19 protein-coding genes are annotated in these 15,408 nt (G+C 63.0%); 4 read left to right on the top strand and 15 right to left on the bottom strand.

The annotated features are described in order from the left end of the window. Positions 1–12: 12 nt before the first annotated feature. The 9 genes from O3303_RS18685 to O3303_RS18645 form a co-directional block, all read right to left on the bottom strand. The gene (locus O3303_RS18685) at positions 13–945 is read right to left on the bottom strand and encodes a hypothetical protein (protein WP_269559881.1); all 933 of its coding nucleotides are present in this window, start codon (positions 943–945) and stop codon (positions 13–15) included. Next, a complete protein-coding gene (locus tag O3303_RS18680; protein WP_269559880.1) occupies positions 942–1,676 on the bottom strand; it encodes a hypothetical protein in 735 nt (244 codons plus the stop codon). The genes O3303_RS18685 and O3303_RS18680 overlap by 4 nt, the downstream gene beginning before the upstream one ends. Next, positions 1,673–2,227: an RNA polymerase sigma factor gene (locus O3303_RS18675; protein ID WP_350356594.1), complete on the bottom strand. Its 555-nt coding sequence runs from the start codon at positions 2,225–2,227 to the stop codon at positions 1,673–1,675. The genes O3303_RS18680 and O3303_RS18675 overlap by 4 nt, the downstream gene beginning before the upstream one ends. Positions 2,228–2,393: 166 nt before the next feature. Then, a complete protein-coding gene (locus O3303_RS18670; protein WP_269559879.1) occupies positions 2,394–3,044 on the bottom strand; it encodes an OmpH/Skp family outer membrane protein in 651 nt (216 codons plus the stop codon). A gap of 240 nt (positions 3,045–3,284) precedes the next feature. Next, on the bottom strand, positions 3,285–4,355 hold the full coding sequence (locus tag O3303_RS18665) for a succinylglutamate desuccinylase/aspartoacylase family protein (RefSeq protein WP_269559878.1): 1,071 nt from the start codon (positions 4,353–4,355) through the stop codon (positions 3,285–3,287). Positions 4,356–4,616: 261 nt separating this feature from the next. Beyond that, positions 4,617–5,561: a 30S ribosomal protein S6--L-glutamate ligase gene (rimK, locus tag O3303_RS18660; RefSeq protein ID WP_269559877.1), complete on the bottom strand. Its 945-nt coding sequence runs from the start codon at positions 5,559–5,561 to the stop codon at positions 4,617–4,619. 59 nt (positions 5,562–5,620) lie between these two features. Further along, entirely contained in the window at positions 5,621–6,097 is a 477-nt protein-coding gene (locus tag O3303_RS18655; protein WP_269559876.1) for an ATP-dependent zinc protease family protein, read from the bottom strand. Positions 6,098–6,254: 157 nt separating this feature from the next. Beyond that, positions 6,255–7,364: a PQQ-dependent sugar dehydrogenase gene (locus O3303_RS18650; RefSeq protein WP_269559875.1), complete on the bottom strand. Its 1,110-nt coding sequence runs from the start codon at positions 7,362–7,364 to the stop codon at positions 6,255–6,257. Between the two features lie 143 nt (positions 7,365–7,507). Then, positions 7,508–7,798: a 2TM domain-containing protein gene (locus O3303_RS18645; protein WP_269559874.1), complete on the bottom strand. Its 291-nt coding sequence runs from the start codon at positions 7,796–7,798 to the stop codon at positions 7,508–7,510. A gap of 171 nt (positions 7,799–7,969) precedes the next feature. Here O3303_RS18645 and O3303_RS22000 point away from each other — a divergent pair, with 171 nt between their 5' ends. From O3303_RS22000 to O3303_RS18635, 3 genes are all read left to right on the top strand, one after another. After that, positions 7,970–8,188: a macro domain-containing protein gene (locus O3303_RS22000; RefSeq protein ID WP_350356593.1), complete on the top strand. Its 219-nt coding sequence runs from the start codon at positions 7,970–7,972 to the stop codon at positions 8,186–8,188. Then, a complete protein-coding gene (locus tag O3303_RS18640; RefSeq protein WP_350356592.1) occupies positions 8,161–8,550 on the top strand; it encodes a macro domain-containing protein in 390 nt (129 codons plus the stop codon). The genes O3303_RS22000 and O3303_RS18640 overlap by 28 nt, the downstream gene beginning before the upstream one ends. Positions 8,551–8,649: 99 nt before the next feature. Continuing rightward, the gene (locus O3303_RS18635; RefSeq protein ID WP_269559873.1) at positions 8,650–9,099 is read left to right on the top strand and encodes a DoxX family protein; all 450 of its coding nucleotides are present in this window, start codon (positions 8,650–8,652) and stop codon (positions 9,097–9,099) included. An 11-nt stretch (positions 9,100–9,110) separates the two neighbouring features. On the opposite strand, the gene O3303_RS18630 is transcribed toward O3303_RS18635, so the two are convergent. From O3303_RS18630 to O3303_RS18610, 5 genes are all read right to left on the bottom strand, one after another. Beyond that, positions 9,111–9,665, bottom strand: coding sequence for a DUF502 domain-containing protein (locus tag O3303_RS18630; protein WP_269559872.1), 555 nt, complete (start codon positions 9,663–9,665; stop codon positions 9,111–9,113). A 252-nt stretch (positions 9,666–9,917) separates the two neighbouring features. Then, positions 9,918–10,802, bottom strand: a complete 885-nt coding sequence (locus O3303_RS18625) for a 4-hydroxy-3-methylbut-2-enyl diphosphate reductase (protein ID WP_269559871.1) — start codon at positions 10,800–10,802, stop codon at positions 9,918–9,920. Positions 10,803–10,949: 147 nt separating this feature from the next. After that, positions 10,950–11,678, bottom strand: a complete 729-nt coding sequence (gene cmk, locus O3303_RS18620) for a (d)CMP kinase (protein WP_269559870.1) — start codon at positions 11,676–11,678, stop codon at positions 10,950–10,952. Between the two features lie 38 nt (positions 11,679–11,716). After that, positions 11,717–12,118: a hypothetical protein gene (locus O3303_RS18615; RefSeq protein WP_269559869.1), complete on the bottom strand. Its 402-nt coding sequence runs from the start codon at positions 12,116–12,118 to the stop codon at positions 11,717–11,719. Positions 12,119–12,218: 100 nt separating this feature from the next. Next, complete coding sequence (locus O3303_RS18610; RefSeq protein ID WP_269559868.1) at positions 12,219–13,088, bottom strand: hypothetical protein; 870 nt, start codon at positions 13,086–13,088, stop codon at positions 12,219–12,221. Between the two features lie 66 nt (positions 13,089–13,154). On the opposite strand from O3303_RS18610, the gene ade reads away from it, so the two are divergent. Then, the gene (gene ade / locus O3303_RS18605; protein WP_269559867.1) at positions 13,155–14,822 is read left to right on the top strand and encodes an adenine deaminase; all 1,668 of its coding nucleotides are present in this window, start codon (positions 13,155–13,157) and stop codon (positions 14,820–14,822) included. Positions 14,823–14,970: 148 nt separating this feature from the next. Here the strand turns inward: ade and O3303_RS18600 are convergent, their stop codons facing one another. Then, the gene (locus O3303_RS18600) at positions 14,971–15,381 is read right to left on the bottom strand and encodes a response regulator (RefSeq protein ID WP_269559866.1); all 411 of its coding nucleotides are present in this window, start codon (positions 15,379–15,381) and stop codon (positions 14,971–14,973) included. Positions 15,382–15,408: the final 27 nt, after the last annotated feature.

The raw sequence follows: 15,408 nt of genomic DNA, 5'->3' as shown, positions 1-15,408 counted from the left end.
GAGGTAAAAAGGCTAGTGCTTCATGATAAGTGGCAGCACCTGCAGGGTGATGGGCGCGTACGAGGTGAGCACCCGGATGAGCGGGGCGCGGCCAGGCGCTGTGAGGCGCAACGACTGTTGGCCGGTGGTTTGGCGCACGGCCCCGCTGTAGGCGTCAGGCACTACAAGCGTGCTGTGGGCCGTGCTCAGGTTGTAGCTGAACAGCTCCGGCTGCAGCACCTGCAGCTTTACTTCGGTGCGCTGGGCATCAATGAACACGCTTTTCAGGTCGGGGCCGGGCTGCAGCAGCACGCTGCCGTAGCGGTTGCGGATGGTGTAGCTGCCACTGGCCCCGGTGAGCCGCAGCGCCGACTTATCGGCTTCGCAAACGAACGCCAAGTTGATGTTGGCGGCGTTCAGGTCGGCGTAGCGGGCAGTAGCCGAAAGGCTACCGTGCAGGTCCTGCAGCGTAATCTGGCCGAAATCCTGCTCCAGCGTCTGTTTGCCGGTGAGGCCCGTGAAATAGGTCTGGCCGTAGGCATTCACCACCTGCAGCGGGTTGCCGGCAGGCATCTGCACCGTGTACTCGGCCCGCAGGTCGCTGCGTACGGCCGCGGCCCCCGGCGCCTGGGCAAAGTAGTTGACCAGATCAATCACGCTGCCGCTTTTTTCTATCTGGTAGCGGGCCACGGGCAGCTCCTTTTCGGCAATTTCACGCTCGGGGTGCCGCGCAATCAGCCGGAGCACTACCCGCACGGTGGGCTTGTCCCAGCCCTGCACGCGCAGCGTGGCTTTCTCGGCCCGCACCCGCACCAGCGTACCGGCAGGGCACGGCAGCGTCTGCTCGAGGGTGCGCGTCACCACCTGCACTTTGGTTTGGGCCGATGCGGCCACCGCACCCAGTATCAGCAGCAGGCTGGCGGCCAGGGCCGGCCAGGGCCGGCGCTTGTTAAGGGAAGTTTTCATGAGATAAGTAGTTGAACCAGCTCCCGCGTAACGGTGGCTTTGAGGGTGGTAAGCTGTACCTGGTGCTGCACCAGCTCCGGCGTAGCGCCAAACCGCCGCACGTCGCGCCGGAGGCCCTGCTCCTCGGTTTCCAGCTCCGACAGCTGCGCGCGCAGCTGCCGGAACTCGTCGGACTGGCACACGGTGGGCAGTGAGGCACAATGCGCGTCAATAAAGCTGACGCCCTGTTCGCCCAGCGGATCGAAGGCAGCCGGCGCGGCGGGGCTGGCTGCCGGGGCCGGCACCACTTCCTCGCTGTAGGCAATGGTTTCGCGGGGGGCGGTAGTGGTCGGGGTCTGGGCAACGTCCGCGGCCGGCCGGCGTGGGTCAGGCCGTTGCCACCAGATGCCCACCAGCAGCAGCACCGCGGCGGCTACTCCGGCCGCCAGCTGCCACGTAGCGGCCGGCCAGAGGCGGCGCACCGGCGTGGCTTCTGGCATGGCTTCCGGCGGGAGGCCGATGGTTGCGCCCAGTTCAGGTTCGTCCAAGCGGCGGGCAATTACCTGCCAGAGGTCGTCGTCGGGTTCGTGGATGGGCAGCCGGGGCAGGGCGCGGGCCACGGCGTCGTCGGTTGTTAGCTGGGTTTGAAGGCGGGCCCAGGTGTCGGGCGCGGGCTCGTGGGTGGGCAGTTGGTGCAGGGCCCGCCGCAGATGCTGCCGCCCGGGTTCGGGGGTTTCGGGGGTCTGGCTCATGCGTGGTATAAATGATGCAGTTTCACTTGCAGCAGCTTCTTGGCGTGATAGAGCTGCGACTTGCTGGTGCCTTCCGTGATGCTCAACAGCTCGGCCACTTCGCGGTGCAGGTAGCCTTCCACCTCCACCAGGCAGAACACCGCCCGGTAGCCGGCCGGCAGCTCGCTGATGGCCTTGTCCAACGCCTCGCCAGTCAGGCTGTCGTGCCAGCCCACGGTCGGCTCGGGGTGGCGCTGGTCGTCGTAGACTTCCATACGCTGCTCCCGGCGCAGCACCCGCAACGCCCGGCGCACCATAATCGCCTTAATCCAGGCGCCCAGCGTCGACTGTTGCCGGAAGTTGCCCAAGTGCCGGAACACGTCCACAAACCCTTCCTGCAGCGCGTCCTGGGCCAGGTCCCGGTCGTTGCCGAGAATCCGCATGGCGCACGAAAACATAGCCGACTTGTAGCGCTGGTAGAGCTGGTGCTGGGCCGTACGGTCCTGAGCCAGGCAGCCGGCTAGCAGCAACGATTCGTCGGAGAGGTCGGGAGAGAGAGGCAGCGCAGTCACTGTCGTCGCGGAAGGTGGAGTTGGCAGAAAGGGCCGGCGGCCTCCGCAATGGTTGGTTGGCGGCTAAAATAATTCTGTGCCAGCGGGATACCGGCTTCTCACGCATGCAAAAGCGCCTGCCCTTCCAATGGAAAAGCAGGCGCTTGCAGGCAGCCAGAAGGCCAGGCTATTTCTTGGCTGCGTACTCCTGGTTGAGGTATTTGAGCACCGGCTGGGTGATGTCGAGGTCTTTGCGGCCGTAAGCCAGCGAGCCACTCAGAATCAGGCGGTAGCCGTTGGCTTTGCCGTATTTTTCGATTTGCTTGTTGACGCGCTCCAGCACGGCCTGGGTCATTTTAGCTTCTTCGTCCTGGGCCTGCTGCTGCAGTTTCTGCTGGTTCTGGCCTACCTGCTGCTGCTGGGCGCCCAGCTTCTGCTCAGTGGCGGCGCGCTGCTCGGGGGTCATGCTTTCGCCCTGCTTCTGGTACTGCTGCACGGCCGCCTGGAAGCTCTGCACCATGCTCTGGTTCTGGGCTTCCCAGCGCTTGGCTTTGGCCTCGAAAGCCTTGCGGGCGTCCTGCATGCCTTTGTAGCCGTCAAGCAGCTTACCCGATTCTACATAGGCCACTTTATTGGTATCGGCGAGGGCCAGGGCGGCGGGCTCGTCGGCGGCCACGGTGGTTTCGGTGGTGGCGCCGGTCGAGTCGGTGGTCTGGACGGTTACGGGGGCCTTGCGGGCCGCCACGGTGGCCGGCTTAGCAGAAAAATGCAGGTAAAACAGCACGGCCACGGCAATGACCAGCACGGCATTGATAGCCAGTTGAAGCGAGTTTTTCATTCGGACAATAAGGAGAAAAGACCACAGTCGCCCGGCACGGGCAATCTGCGTCCCAAAGAAACGAAGGTCTGCCGATACTATTGATGCCTGGCGCCCTCCGGCGGCCCGGACTTCCGGCCGCAGCCAGCCGGCAGAGCGGTTGGCGCCCCTGATACACCGCCTACAACCTAGTTATTACTTGCAAGTTACGCAACTACCCGAGGCACCATAGGGCTACGGACTGAAGTCCGGGCCACGGCCTTACGGCGCTTCCGGTTCGTCTTCGTCGTGGTCTTCGGGTTCGTGTTCGAGGGGCTTCATGGGCTTTTCCTCGTAGGGCGGGGCCAGGTCGATGCGGCTTGGGGCGGCGTCGAGGCGGCCGACATGCACCAGCGCATCGCCCTGGTTGACGACGGGCATATGATTGAGGCCGATGATGTAGCCCGCTACCGGCGCTTCCAGGCGCACGGCATGCTCGCCGTAGGGGTCGGCCACGGAGCCATAGATCTGGCCCTTCTCGATGTAGTCGCCGTTGCGGACGTGGCTGCGAAACAGGCCCGCAAACTTGGCCCGCAGCCACGTATGGCGCAAACACACCACGGCCGGATGCTCGGGCCGCGAGGCGTCGGATACCATGCCCAGGTAGTGCAGCACCCGAAACGTGCCCGCAATGGCCAGGTCGATACCGGCCTCGTCGAGGCGCAAAGACTCGCCGGTTTCGTACACGATGATGCGCTTACCGAGCTGCATAGCCGTTTCGCGCAGGGAGCCCGCCCGCAGTGCCGAGTGCAGCGTGAAGGGCGCGGCAAAAGCGGCGGCAATGGCGTCGGTTTCGGGGTCTTCGTGCAGCAGGCACCGGATCTGGGGCATGTTGGAGCGCGCCGCGCCGCCCGTGTGGAAATCGATGCCGTAGTCAATCAGGGGCATGATTTCGCGCATGAAGCGGTGTGCTACGCGGCTGGCCAGCGAGCCGCGCGGGTTGCCGGGAAAACTGCGGTTTACATCCTTGCCGTCGGGCACATCGCGCGAGAAGTTCAGAAACCCGTAGATGTTGAGGATGGGAATGGCAATGATGGTGCCCCGCAACGGCCGCAGCAAATCGCGCCGGATCAGGCGCCGGATAATTTCGATGCCGTTCACCTCGTCGCCGTGCATGCCGGCCATCAGCAGCACCGTGGGGCCGGGCACTGTGGAACGGAACACGTGCACCGGAATGTCGATGACTGTGCCCGAGGGCAGCCGCGAAATCACTAGCCGCGTCAGCACCCGCTCGCCGGGCAGAATGGTGAGGCCGTTGAGGCAGATGGCGGCTGAGTTGGGGGCTGGGGTCAAGGGCAGGGCGGAAACAAAACAGGCAGGCGCACTGCTCGCGCCAGACGCCACACATACCCCAACCACAACCCGGCCGGGGCGCCACCAAGTGTGGCGAAGGAAGATAAGAAACTGCCGCGTCACTTCTGAAAACGCAGGAAGCAGCGCAGTGGTGCCACGACTTTTTTGTCGTAGCACCACTATCGTTGAACGAGACGTGCAGGCATCAGCAACGATAGTGGTGCCACGACAAAAAAGTCGTGGCACCACGGCGCCGGCGGGCTACTGCGGCGTGTCGGTCTGGCTGTCCGGCAGCACTGCGGCCGCCTTAGGGACAATTTTGGCCTTTTTCTTCTGCGCTATTTCCGCGGTGTACTCGATGATTTTGCCGGCAATATCGAGGCCGGTGGCTTTCTCGATACCTTCCAGACCCGGCGACGAATTCACTTCCAGCACCAGCGGGCCACGCTGGCTTTGCAGCATGTCCACGCCCGCAATGCCCAGGCCCAGCGACTTGGCGGCGAGCAACGCGGCGGCTTTTTCGGCGCGGCTCAGCTTCACGAGTGTGCCCGAGCCGCCCCGGTGCAGGTTGGAGCGGAACTCGCCGTCTTTGCCCTGGCGCTTCATGGCGCCCACCACCTCGCCGTTTACCACGAAGGCCCGCAGGTCGGCGCCCTTGCTTTCGGCAATAAACTCCTGCACGATGATGCGGGCCTTGAGGTTGTGGAAAGCCTCGATAACGGACTGCGCCGCCTTGGCCGACTCGGCCAGCACCACGCCCAGGCCCTGGGTGCCTTCCAGCAGCTTGATGATGACCGGCGCGCCGCCTACCTGCTCAATCATGGCCGGCACCTCGTCGGAGTAGTTGGTGAAGGCGGTTTTGGGCATGCCCACGCCGGCGCGGGCCAGAATCTGCATGGAGCGGAGCTTGTCGCGGCTACGCACGATGGCCTGGCTTTCCACGGCGGTGCGCACCTTCATCATCTCAAACTGCCGCACCACGGCGCAGCCATAAAACGTGACGGAAGCCCCGATGCGCGGAATGATGGCGTCGAAGCCTTCCAGCTTCTGGCCGTGGTATATGATGCCGGGCTTACCCTTTTCCAGTACCAGGTTGCAGTGCAAATGGTCCAGTACCACGGCCTCGTGGCCGCGCGCGACGGCAGCTTCCACGAGACGGGCGGTAGAATATAGCTTCGGCTCACGCGACAGAATCGCCAGTTTCATCAGTCAAAAATATAGGGTGGGTTGGAGCAGAAGCTTCGAAAGAGGAGGCGCCGGACAGCTCAGGACGGCGACGATTGCGCGGCCTGTTGGGCGCGGTAGGATACATTGCGCCGCGTCACATCGACCACAAAGCGGCCGTGGCGTAGCAGCAAACGGCCCAACAGCACGGGGTACTTCATATCGGACCGGTCGGACAACGAGAATTCGGTGTCGAAATCCTCGCCAAATATCCGCATAACTGCCCGGATAACGTAGCGTTCCTGCACGTCGCCGTTGGAGCTTTTGATGTCGCGCAGACCGAAGTCGGTGAATTCCATGAGCGTACCATCGAAATCCGGGTGCGACGGGTCCAGCAATTGCACGTGCAGGCACTGGCGGCCGTCGGGCCGGGTGGCCAGATGGATGTTGGAGCAATGGATGGCGCTGGTGTAGGCGCCGGTGTCTACTTTGGCCTCTACCCCCCACAGCTGAAACTGCGGAAAATCCACCAGTTCGCGCCGGCCCACTACCCGCTTTGGAATACGCAGTTTCTTCATTGTGCGAGCAAGATAATGGCAGTTAATAGAAGAACGTCATTCCGAGCGAAGGCGAAGCCGCAGCCGAGGAATCTCGCGTGCTGATGTTGTAGTAGTTATTACCACACTAGCGAGATTCCTCGGCTGCGGCTTCGCCTTCGCTCGGAATGACGTTCCTTTAGCCTTTGTAGCTGATGCGGTACACGGCGTCGTTCTGGTCGTCGGACACGAGCAGGGAGCCGTCGGGCAGCACGAGCAGGCACACGGGGCGGCCCCAGGCCTTCTGGCCCTGCAGCCAGCCTTCGGCGAAGGTTTCGTAGCCCGTGGCCTGCTTGCCGCTAGCATCCAGCTTCACCATGGTGATGCGGTAGCCAAGCTTGCTGGTGCGATTCCAGGAGCCGTGCTCCGGAATCAGAATCTGGTTGCGGTACTGGGTTGGAAACTGCTTGCCCGTGTAGAACTTCATACCCAGGGCCGCCACGTGCGGCCCCAGCTTGCGGGCCGGCTTCTGGTAGGTGTCGGCGGAGCGGCCCTTGCTGAGCTGCGGGTCGGGCACGTCGCCGGCGAAGAAGTAGGGGAAGCCGAAGTGCAGGCCGGGGCTGGCGGCGCGGTTCAGCTCGTCGGCGGGCAGGTTATCGCCGAGCATGTCGCGGCCGTTGTCTGTAAACCAGAGGGCTTTGTCCTGGGGGCTCCAGTCGAACCCGACCGTATTGCGCACGCCCTGGGCAAACACTTCCAGGCCGGTGCCGTCGGGGTTGAGGCGGTTGATGGTGCCGTAGATGGGCTCCTCAGGCAGACAGGAGTTGCAGGGCGCGCCCACCGGCACGTACAGCTTGCCATCGGGCCCGAAGGCAATGTAGCGGTAGCCGTGCCAATCTTTGTTGGGCAGCTGGCCATATACCACGGCCGGTTTGGGCTTCTGCTTCAGGGTGCCCGCAATGTTGTCGTAGCGCAGAATCCGGTTGATTTCGGCCACGTAGAGGGCGCCGTTGCGCACGGCCACGCCGTTGGGGGCGTTTAGGCCGGTAGCCACGGTTACTACCTCATCGGCGCGGCCGTCTTTGTTGCGGTCGGGCAGGGCGTACACTTTGTCGTCCTTGGTGCCCACGTACACGGTGCCATCGGGGCCCACAGCCAGCTCCCGGGCGCTTTTCACGCCCTGGGCGAAGTAGCTGATGGTGAAGCCGGCCGGGAGCTTAATCTTGCTCAGGTTGGCATCGGCGGCGGCCGGAGCCACTGGCCGGCCGGGCGCGGAAGCTGCCAGCACCAGCGGAGCGAGCAGCAGCAAAGGGAGGAAGTGGCGCGTTGTCATATACTGCCTACAACCCTTGGGCGGCCGTGAAGGTTGCCGGGCAGAGTAGCTGAGTAATTGAGCAACTGAGTATATGTGCACTCAGCGTGTCTACTCAACCACTCAGTTACTCAGCTACTCTACAGCCGGCCTTCGCGCTGCCGGCGCACCAGCTTCTCGTACTCGCGCTCCGAGAGCTGGGCCTTGCCGAAGCCGCCATACACGCCCAGGCCGTTCATGAACACGCCAAAACCCCAGAACACGGTAGGCCATACCGGCCACGGAATCCCGCCACGGTCGTGGTGCTCAGTTATGGCCCAGATGCCCCAGAGCAGCAGGTTCACTACCACGTAGGTGAGCAGGTGCGACTTGAATTTGGCGCGGTCCTTTGCAATGCGCCACAGCTGGGGGTCACGGTCGGTGGTTTCCATGGGGAAAGTGTTTTTTTAGCTGGATGATGCTCAAACGTACCGGTTCCCTTCAATATACAAAATTGAATATTGCCCAGGCGGCACCAGCGGCAGTTGAAGCGTCGGAAACCGGCCCTGAGTTGTAGCTTGCCGCGCCGGGTATGCGCACCGGTAGCATCTATCCACTACGCTATGCTCGCCTCCTCCTCTGCCGCCGACTGGCGCGCCACCGCCCACCGCTTCGGCCGCATCCTGCTCTACCGCGGCGACATCACCAAGCTCGACACCGCGGCCATCGTGAATGCCGCCAATTCCAGCCTACTCGGCGGCGGGGGCGTCGATGGCGCCATTCACCGCGCCGCGGGCCCTGCCCTGCTGGACGCGTGCCGGATGCTGCGGGCCGGCCACTAGGCAAAGGGTTGGCTACCGGCGAGGCGGTAATCACCACGGGCGGCCGGCTGCCCGCGCCGTATGTCATCCACACAGTGGGGCCCGTCTGGAACGGGGGGCACAAGCAGCAGCCGCAGCTGCTGGCCAGCTGCTACCGCAACAGCCTGCAGCTGGCTGCTGACCGGCAGCTGGCCAGCGTGGCGTTTCCGGGCATCAGCACGGGCATCTACGGCTACCCCAAGCCGGCGGCGGCAGCCATTGCCGTGCGGGAGGCGCGGGAGTTTCTGGCGCAGCACGCGTGGCCGCAGGAAGTGGTGTTTGTGGTGTTCGACCAGGAAAGCGAGCAGCTCTATCAGCAGGCGCTCCAACTACCTGCCAGCTAGGCGCTAACCGGTGTTTTGATGACCGGAATTGTGTATCTTGAAAGCAGGCACACGTCATGCCGTGTGCCGGTTCTGCGCCACTTTCTGCCCCATCCCGCCATGCAACTCAGCCCCCAATATCCCGCCGCTCCCCGCCCGGCCCGCACTAGTGCCGGCAACCCCATCTGGCTGGATGCGCTCCGCCTGCTGCTGGGCGTGTTCCTGCTTATCAAAGGGCTGTCGTTTCTGGACCACAGCACCGATGTGTACTACCTCCTCAGCCAGCAGCAGCCCTGGGCCGGCCTCAAGAAGGCTTCGCTGTTCGTGAGCTTTTTCCACATCGTGGGCGGCCTGATGATTGCCACCGGCACCCTCACCCGCCTCGCCCTCATGTGCCAGCTCCCGATTCTACTGGGCGCCGTGCTGCTGGTGAACTCCCAGAACGGCTTCAACCTGGCCAACACCGAACTGTGGACGTCTCTACTGGTGCTGCTGCTGTGCCTCCTGTTCATGATTGTGGGCCCTGGCCGACACTCCGTCGACAACAAAGTATTCCGCCAGGCCAAATAGCGCCGCTACGCCTACCCCAGCCGCGACACGCCGCCAGACACGATGAACTTCATAGCGTCGGAGCTGGGCAGGTCCAGGTGCGTGACGCTGGCTTGCGGCACCAGCACCAGCTCGCCGGAGAAGTTGTAGGAGTGCGGGAAGTACACGGCCACCAAGTCGGGGCGGTGCAGTGCGGCCAGGTCGTCCTGGGTGATGAAGCCCATCTTGAACACGTTGTCCTGGGCATTGAGGCGCACCAGCACCGGGCAGTTGAACTTCTGGTTGTCGCCGACGAAGGCATCAAACAGGTCTTTGAGGCTGGAGTAGATGATGCTCACCAGCGGCGTGCGGTGCAGAATCCGCTCGGCAATGACCAGAAACGGCCGCACCATAAACGACCTGGCCACAAAGCCCACGGCCGTTATCAGCAGCACCGCCACCACCAGCCCCAGCCCCGGCACATCAAAGCTCAGGCTCGCAAACAGGTCGTTGAGCCAGCGGAGCAGCGAGTACAGAATGTAGATCGTGAGGCCGATGGGCGCCACAATAAGGAAGCCGTTGAGGAAGTAGTTAATCAGTCTGCGCATGCCACAAATGTAGCATAGGCTTCAGCCTGTGCCGTCAGCCGTTTGTCTGCGAGCGGCGCAGCTGATTCTTCCTCTCGATGCTAAAAACCTACTGCAAGCGCCAAGCCCTCCGGCAGCAGGTTCGTAACCTGGCGCCGGAGGGCTTGGCTATTAGGGTCGTTTCTTACCTGGGAGGCAAGATTAACTGCGCTGCCCTGCGGGTACTTCGCGCTGCTTGCAATGAAAGCACCCGCGAGACAGCACAACTGGAGGTCATGCTACACTGGCGGCTACTTCCTCAATCCGGTCTTTCACACGCTCCATCAGCCACATGGGCGTGCTGGTAGCGCCGCAGATACCCACCGACTCGGCGTCGTGAAACCACTCGTCGAGCAGCTCCTGCTCATTTTCCACGAAGTAGCTGCGCGGGTTGGTTTGGTTGACCACCGAAAACAGGGCCTTGCCATTGGAGCTTTTGCGGCCACTCACGAAGATGATAACGTCGTGCAGCACCGCAAACTTGGCCAGTGCCGGCTCGCGGTTGCTCACCTGCCGGCAGATGCTGTCGTTGGCATCGAAAGACTCCAGTGCGCCCCCGGCTGCTTGAATCCGCTGTTCCATCAGGGCTTTCATGCGGTAGAAGCCGGCCGTGCTTTTGGTGGTCTGGCTGAAAAGCGTGACGGGCCGCGAGAAGTCCACCTGATCAAGGTCGGCCTCGGTCATGACGATGATGGCGCGGTTGCCGGTCTGGCCCGTAAGGCCGGCCACTTCGGCGTGGCCGGGCTGGCCGTAGATGACAATCTGGCCATTCTGGCGCTGGCTGGCGTCGAAGGCGTGCTTCACGCGGTTCTGCAGCTTCAGCACCACCGGGCACGAGGCGTCAATTAGCTCGATGTTGTTGCGCAGGGCCAGCTGGTAGGTTTCCGGCGGCTCGCCGTGGGCCCGGATCAGCACCTTGCAGTCGTGCAGTTGCTCCAGCTGCTCCCGGTCGATGATGCGCAGCCCTTTCTCGTGCAGGCGTTCCACCTCCATGCGGTTGTGCACGATGTCGCCCAGGCAATACAGGGTTTCGTCGTGGGCCAGCTCATCCTCCGCCATCTGAATGGCGAATTCGACGCCAAAGCAATAGCCGGAATTCTTATCTATGGTGACGTTCATGGAGATTGATGCTTAGTGCGTGGTGCCTAGTGCTTAGGCTGTGAGGGGCAGCGAAATTCAATGAAGTATCGGAGCCAGAACAGAACGAAAGTGCAGTAATACAATTCTAGTGCCTAAGCACTAGGCACTAACAACCAAGCACTAAACTTATACAACCACTTCGCCGCCATTCCGTTCGGGGCCGGCACCAGCGGCCAGCGCAAACAGCGTGGCCGACACCCGCTCCAGCACGAAATCCACCTGCTCGTCGATCATCATGTGGGTGGTGTCGAGCAGCACGGCGTCGGCGGCGCGGCGCAGGGGGCTTTCGGTGCGGGTGGAGTCGAGGTGGTCGCGCTTGCGCAGGTTTTCCACGATTTCCTCCACCGCCACCTGCTCGCCCTTGGCCGACAGCTCTTCCTGGCGACGCTCGGCGCGGGTCAGCACCTCGGCGGTCATAAACACCTTCACCTCGGCATCCGGAAACACGGTGGTGCCAATGTCGCGGCCGTCCATCACCACGCCGCGCTTGCGGGCCATGCGCTGCTGCTGGGCCACCATGGCGTGGCGCACCGCCACAATGCCCGATACCTCGCTCACGAGGTTGGAAATGCGCATCTGCCGGATTTCATCTTCTCGGATGGTACCGTCGAGGCACAGCTCGTTGCGGCCGGTTTTGCGGTTGCGCTTGAAGGTGATGTGCAGCTCGTGCAGGGCCTGCTCCACGCGAGGCAGGTCGTCGAAAGCAATGCCCTGCTCCAGCAGGTAGAGCGTGACGGCCCGGTACATGGCGCCGGTATCGATGTAGGCGTAGCCCAGCTCGGCGGCCACGGCTTTGGCCGTCGTGCTTTTGCCGCACGAAGAGTAGCCGTCGATGGCAATGACGATTTTTCTCATGGCTGATTCTCTCGGCACGGGTTGGGGGCTGGCTGCACTCACGAAATCCAGGTTTTGCGACGGGGCGCGGAGGCCAGCCGTTCGGGTATGCCCGCAAAAAACGCCGCCACCGACTCGGGCTGGCCCTTGTCTAGTTGCTGCGCAATGCGGTAGAAGGGGTTGAAAAAGCTGTGCTGCCGGATGCCGACTCCCGTGGTGCCATCGGGCCCCTGCGCCCAGGTGCCGCCATACGTTTCCACCAGGCATTGCCCCAGAAAGCAGCCCAGCGCCGTTACCACACCCTCGCGGGTGGCAGACGTGAGGCTGGGGCGCTGCTGCTCAATGAACTCAGCCAGGCGTTGCACGGCGTCGGCGTCGTAGGCAGGCGCCTGCAGCTGGCGGCGCACGGCCTCGGCGGCAGCGGTGAGGGAAGCAAGTGGGTTAGGCGTAGGTTCGGGCATCAGCAAGAAACGGGTTGAGGGGCCCACGCTGCGCCCGGGCGACCGGAGCAACCAAGGCAGAAAGAAGTAGGGCTGGTAGCAGACGCATCAGGATTGGGGGCTATTCCGACGGCTTGCTACTGGTTTGCTGCCACTGCGCGTACGCTAGCAGGATATTTTTCATGTGCTGCTGCCCCCACTTGCCGCGTTTGATTTTCTCGGCTACTTCGGGGCAGTCCTCGAACAAGGGCAGCATAGCCTTCTCGAACGCACCCCGGCTGCTAGGTACTCGCACAGCGTTGCCGCCACGGGGCTGCACCAGCAGGCTACTTTCTATGGGCGTAGCGGTTCTCACATTCAGTGGCCGGGGGCCCATAAGCAGACTGCTCGCGAGACTCGAAGTGTGGCGAAACTCCAGAAGTCTAAAATTGCCATACCGGTACAAATTTTTGGCGAACCCTCTCAGCACCTCACGCTGACCGGGGATAGGCACATTTAGTAGGACGCTGAAAGTGTCTTGCTCCAGCACAAACTGCCGTACCTCATCAGGGCCAAGCTCCACAGTGAATTTATTGGTTGGATTGCGTACCCGCACGGCATCGCTGGAATAAGTATAAAGCTCCGCCGCGTACCACTTACCATCCAGAAGCTGGTAGCTACCAGGTTTGTAGCTTACGATTCTAGGCGAAACCACGGGCCGCATCTGCGCCTGCGTCCCCGTCGCCGCCAAAAGCACAATCATAGCCACCAGCCCCGTCCAGCGACTTGCGAACCGAAACAAAACAACGCAATTCCTTTTCACAAGACCCATAGTTAGTGGCTCTCGCACGGGCAGGGCAGCTTGCCAAATTTGGCTTTTCGCTTCATGGATGCCGTTTTCTTTTGCTGCGGGGTGCGGCTCGCGCAGCCCGTGGCAGCAAGGCCCGAACCCAGCACGAGGGTAGCCATCAGCAAAGTCACAATCTTTCTCACCGGCGCAGATTTTGGGCAAATATACGGTTCTTTACCCGTTCGCCTTGGCTTACCTGCAACTTTCCCCACGTTTCGCTTCTGCCCCATGTCCGCCGATTTTCAGCTCACGGCCAACGTCATCGACCTGTTTGCCAACACCATAGCCCCGGCCACCCTGCACGTTGCCGACGGCCGCATCCGGTCCATCAGCCCCACCGGCGCTACTGCCCCCGACCCCACGCTGCCCTATGCCCTGCCCGGCTTCGTGGACGCCCACGTGCACGTCGAAAGCTCCCTGCTGATTCCGGCCGAGTTTGCCCGGCTGGCGGTGGTGCACGGCACCGTGGCCACCGTCTCCGACCCGCACGAAATCGGGAACGTGCTGGGCGTGGCGGGCGTGGAGTTTATGCTGGAAAGCGGCCGGCAGGTGCCGTTCAAGTTCTGCTTCGGGGCGCCGTCGTGCGTGCCGGCCACGCCGTTTGAAACGGCCGGCGCCGAAATCACGGCCCAGGACATCGAGCAGCTGTTCCAAAACCCCGAAATCGGCTACCTGGCCGAAATGATGAACTGGCCCGGCGTGCTCGGCCGCGACGCGGGCGTGATGGAGAAAATCCAGCTGGCCCAGCGCTACGGCCGCCCCGTAGATGGCCACGCGCCCGGTTTGCGCGGCGCCGATGCCGCCCACTACGCCTCGGCCGGCATCAGCACCGACCACGAGTGCTTTACGGCCGCAGAAGCCCTCGACAAGCTGGCCGTGGGCATGAAAATCCTGATTCGGGAAGGCTCGGCGGCCCGCAACTTCGACGCCCTTATTGAGCTGCTGCCCGAGCACCACGAGCACCTGATGTTCTGCTCCGACGACAAGCACCCCGACACGCTGGTGCTGGGCCACATCAACCAGCTGGTGCAGCGGGCCGTGGCCCTGGGCCAGGACGTGCTGAAGGTGCTGCGCGTGGCCTGCCGCAACCCCGTGGAGCACTACCGCCTGCCCGTGGGCTTGCTGCGCGAAGGCGACCCCGCCGACTTCATCGTGGTGGACGACCTGACGGACTTCCGCGTCCGCCAGACCTACCTCAACGGCGAGCTGGTGGCTGAAAACGGCCAGACCCGCATTGCCTCGGTGCCCGGCCGCGAAGTCAACAACTTCCACGCCCGCCCCGTCTCGGCCGCCGAGTTCCAGCTGCCCGCCCCGAGCCACGAACAACAAGCCCCGAAAAACGAAATCCGCGTTATTGAGTGCTTCGACGGCCAACTCATCACGGCCCGCCACGACGTGCCCGCCCGCGTGGAAAACGGCCTGGTAGTGCCCGACGTGGCGCAGGACATCCTCAAGCTGACCGTAGTGAACCGCTACCACGCCGCGCCGCCGGCCGTGGCCTTCATCCAGGGCTTCGGGCTGAAGCGCGGTGCGCTGGCCAGCAGCGTCGGCCACGACTCGCACAACATCACGGCCGTAGGCTGCGACGACGAGAGCATTGCCCGGGCCGTGAACCTGGTGATGGAAGCCAAAGGCGGCCTGGCCGCCGTGGGCGCCGACGGCCAGGAGCTGCTGCTGCCGCTGCCCGTGGCCGGCCTCATGTCGGGCCAGGACGGCTACCGCGTGGCCGCCGACTACGCCGCCATCGACGCGCTGTCGCGGGAGCTGGGCTCGCCGCTGGGGGCGCCGTTCATGACGCTGTCGTTTATGGCGCTGCTGGTGATTCCCAGCCTCAAGCTCTCCGACAAAGGCCTGTTCGACGGCGAAGCTTTCCGGTTTGTGGAGGCCGTGGTGTGACCTCGGCCGGAGCCGGTGCGCCCTCCGCACCCGAATCAGCTACGCTACCCCCTGAAACAGAAAAAGGCTTGCCGAATGATTCGGCAAGCCTTTTTCTATTCCAATACCTACGCTGCACGGCACAGGCTGAAGCCTATGCTACAAACCGTTAGAAACGCTTTTTCAGCAGCTTTTCCATCTTTTCCTCCGTCAGGGGTTTTGAGAGGTATTCAATGTTGGGGTACTGGGCCACGCGGGCGGTGTCGGCGGCGTGCATGGAGGTGGTCAGGACGGTGAGCACTGTTTTCTGGCGTTCCGTTTCGGGCAGCGCGTTGAAGCGCTGCAGAAACTCGAAGCCGTCCATGCCGGGCATCTTCAGATCCACGAACACCAGTTCGGGCACGTCGTGGGCAGGTGCTCCGGCCGTTTCCGGTCCCCAGAGCGCCTCAAACGCCTGTTCGGCGCGGGAAAACGTCAGGATGTTGTCGGCCACTTCCAGCCGGGTCAGCAGGCGGTTGTTGAGGAAAATGGTGGTTTCGTTGTCGTCAATCAACACCACACTACGCAGCTTCTTTGGCATGGCCGGAAATCAAAAAAGTGAACTAGC

Source organism: Hymenobacter canadensis (assembly GCF_027359925.1).
Classification (GTDB): Bacteria; Bacteroidota; Bacteroidia; order Cytophagales; family Hymenobacteraceae; genus Hymenobacter; species Hymenobacter canadensis.
Note: the sequence above shows the minus strand (reverse complement) of the source record. Positions and strands in the feature narration are given on the sequence as shown.

Coding starts and splice junctions, on each gene's coding strand:
- O3303_RS18685 (WP_269559881.1), bottom strand. CDS start 945: ATGAAAACTTCCCTTAACAAGCGCCGGCCCTGGCCGGCCCTGGCCGCC.
- O3303_RS18680 (WP_269559880.1), bottom strand. CDS start 1,676: ATGAGCCAGACCCCCGAAACCCCCGAACCCGGGCGGCAGCATCTGCGG.
- O3303_RS18670 (WP_269559879.1), bottom strand. CDS start 3,044: ATGAAAAACTCGCTTCAACTGGCTATCAATGCCGTGCTGGTCATTGCC.
- rimK (WP_269559877.1), bottom strand. CDS start 5,561: ATGAAACTGGCGATTCTGTCGCGTGAGCCGAAGCTATATTCTACCGCC.
- O3303_RS18655 (WP_269559876.1), bottom strand. CDS start 6,097: ATGAAGAAACTGCGTATTCCAAAGCGGGTAGTGGGCCGGCGCGAACTG.
- O3303_RS18645 (WP_269559874.1), bottom strand. CDS start 7,798: ATGGAAACCACCGACCGTGACCCCCAGCTGTGGCGCATTGCAAAGGAC.
- O3303_RS22000 (WP_350356593.1), top strand. CDS start 7,970: ATGCTCGCCTCCTCCTCTGCCGCCGACTGGCGCGCCACCGCCCACCGC.
- O3303_RS18635 (WP_269559873.1), top strand. CDS start 8,650: ATGCAACTCAGCCCCCAATATCCCGCCGCTCCCCGCCCGGCCCGCACT.
- O3303_RS18630 (WP_269559872.1), bottom strand. CDS start 9,665: ATGCGCAGACTGATTAACTACTTCCTCAACGGCTTCCTTATTGTGGCG.
- O3303_RS18625 (WP_269559871.1), bottom strand. CDS start 10,802: ATGAACGTCACCATAGATAAGAATTCCGGCTATTGCTTTGGCGTCGAA.
- cmk (WP_269559870.1), bottom strand. CDS start 11,678: ATGAGAAAAATCGTCATTGCCATCGACGGCTACTCTTCGTGCGGCAAA.
- O3303_RS18615 (WP_269559869.1), bottom strand. CDS start 12,118: ATGCCCGAACCTACGCCTAACCCACTTGCTTCCCTCACCGCTGCCGCC.
- ade (WP_269559867.1), top strand. CDS start 13,155: ATGTCCGCCGATTTTCAGCTCACGGCCAACGTCATCGACCTGTTTGCC.
- O3303_RS18600 (WP_269559866.1), bottom strand. CDS start 15,381: ATGCCAAAGAAGCTGCGTAGTGTGGTGTTGATTGACGACAACGAAACC.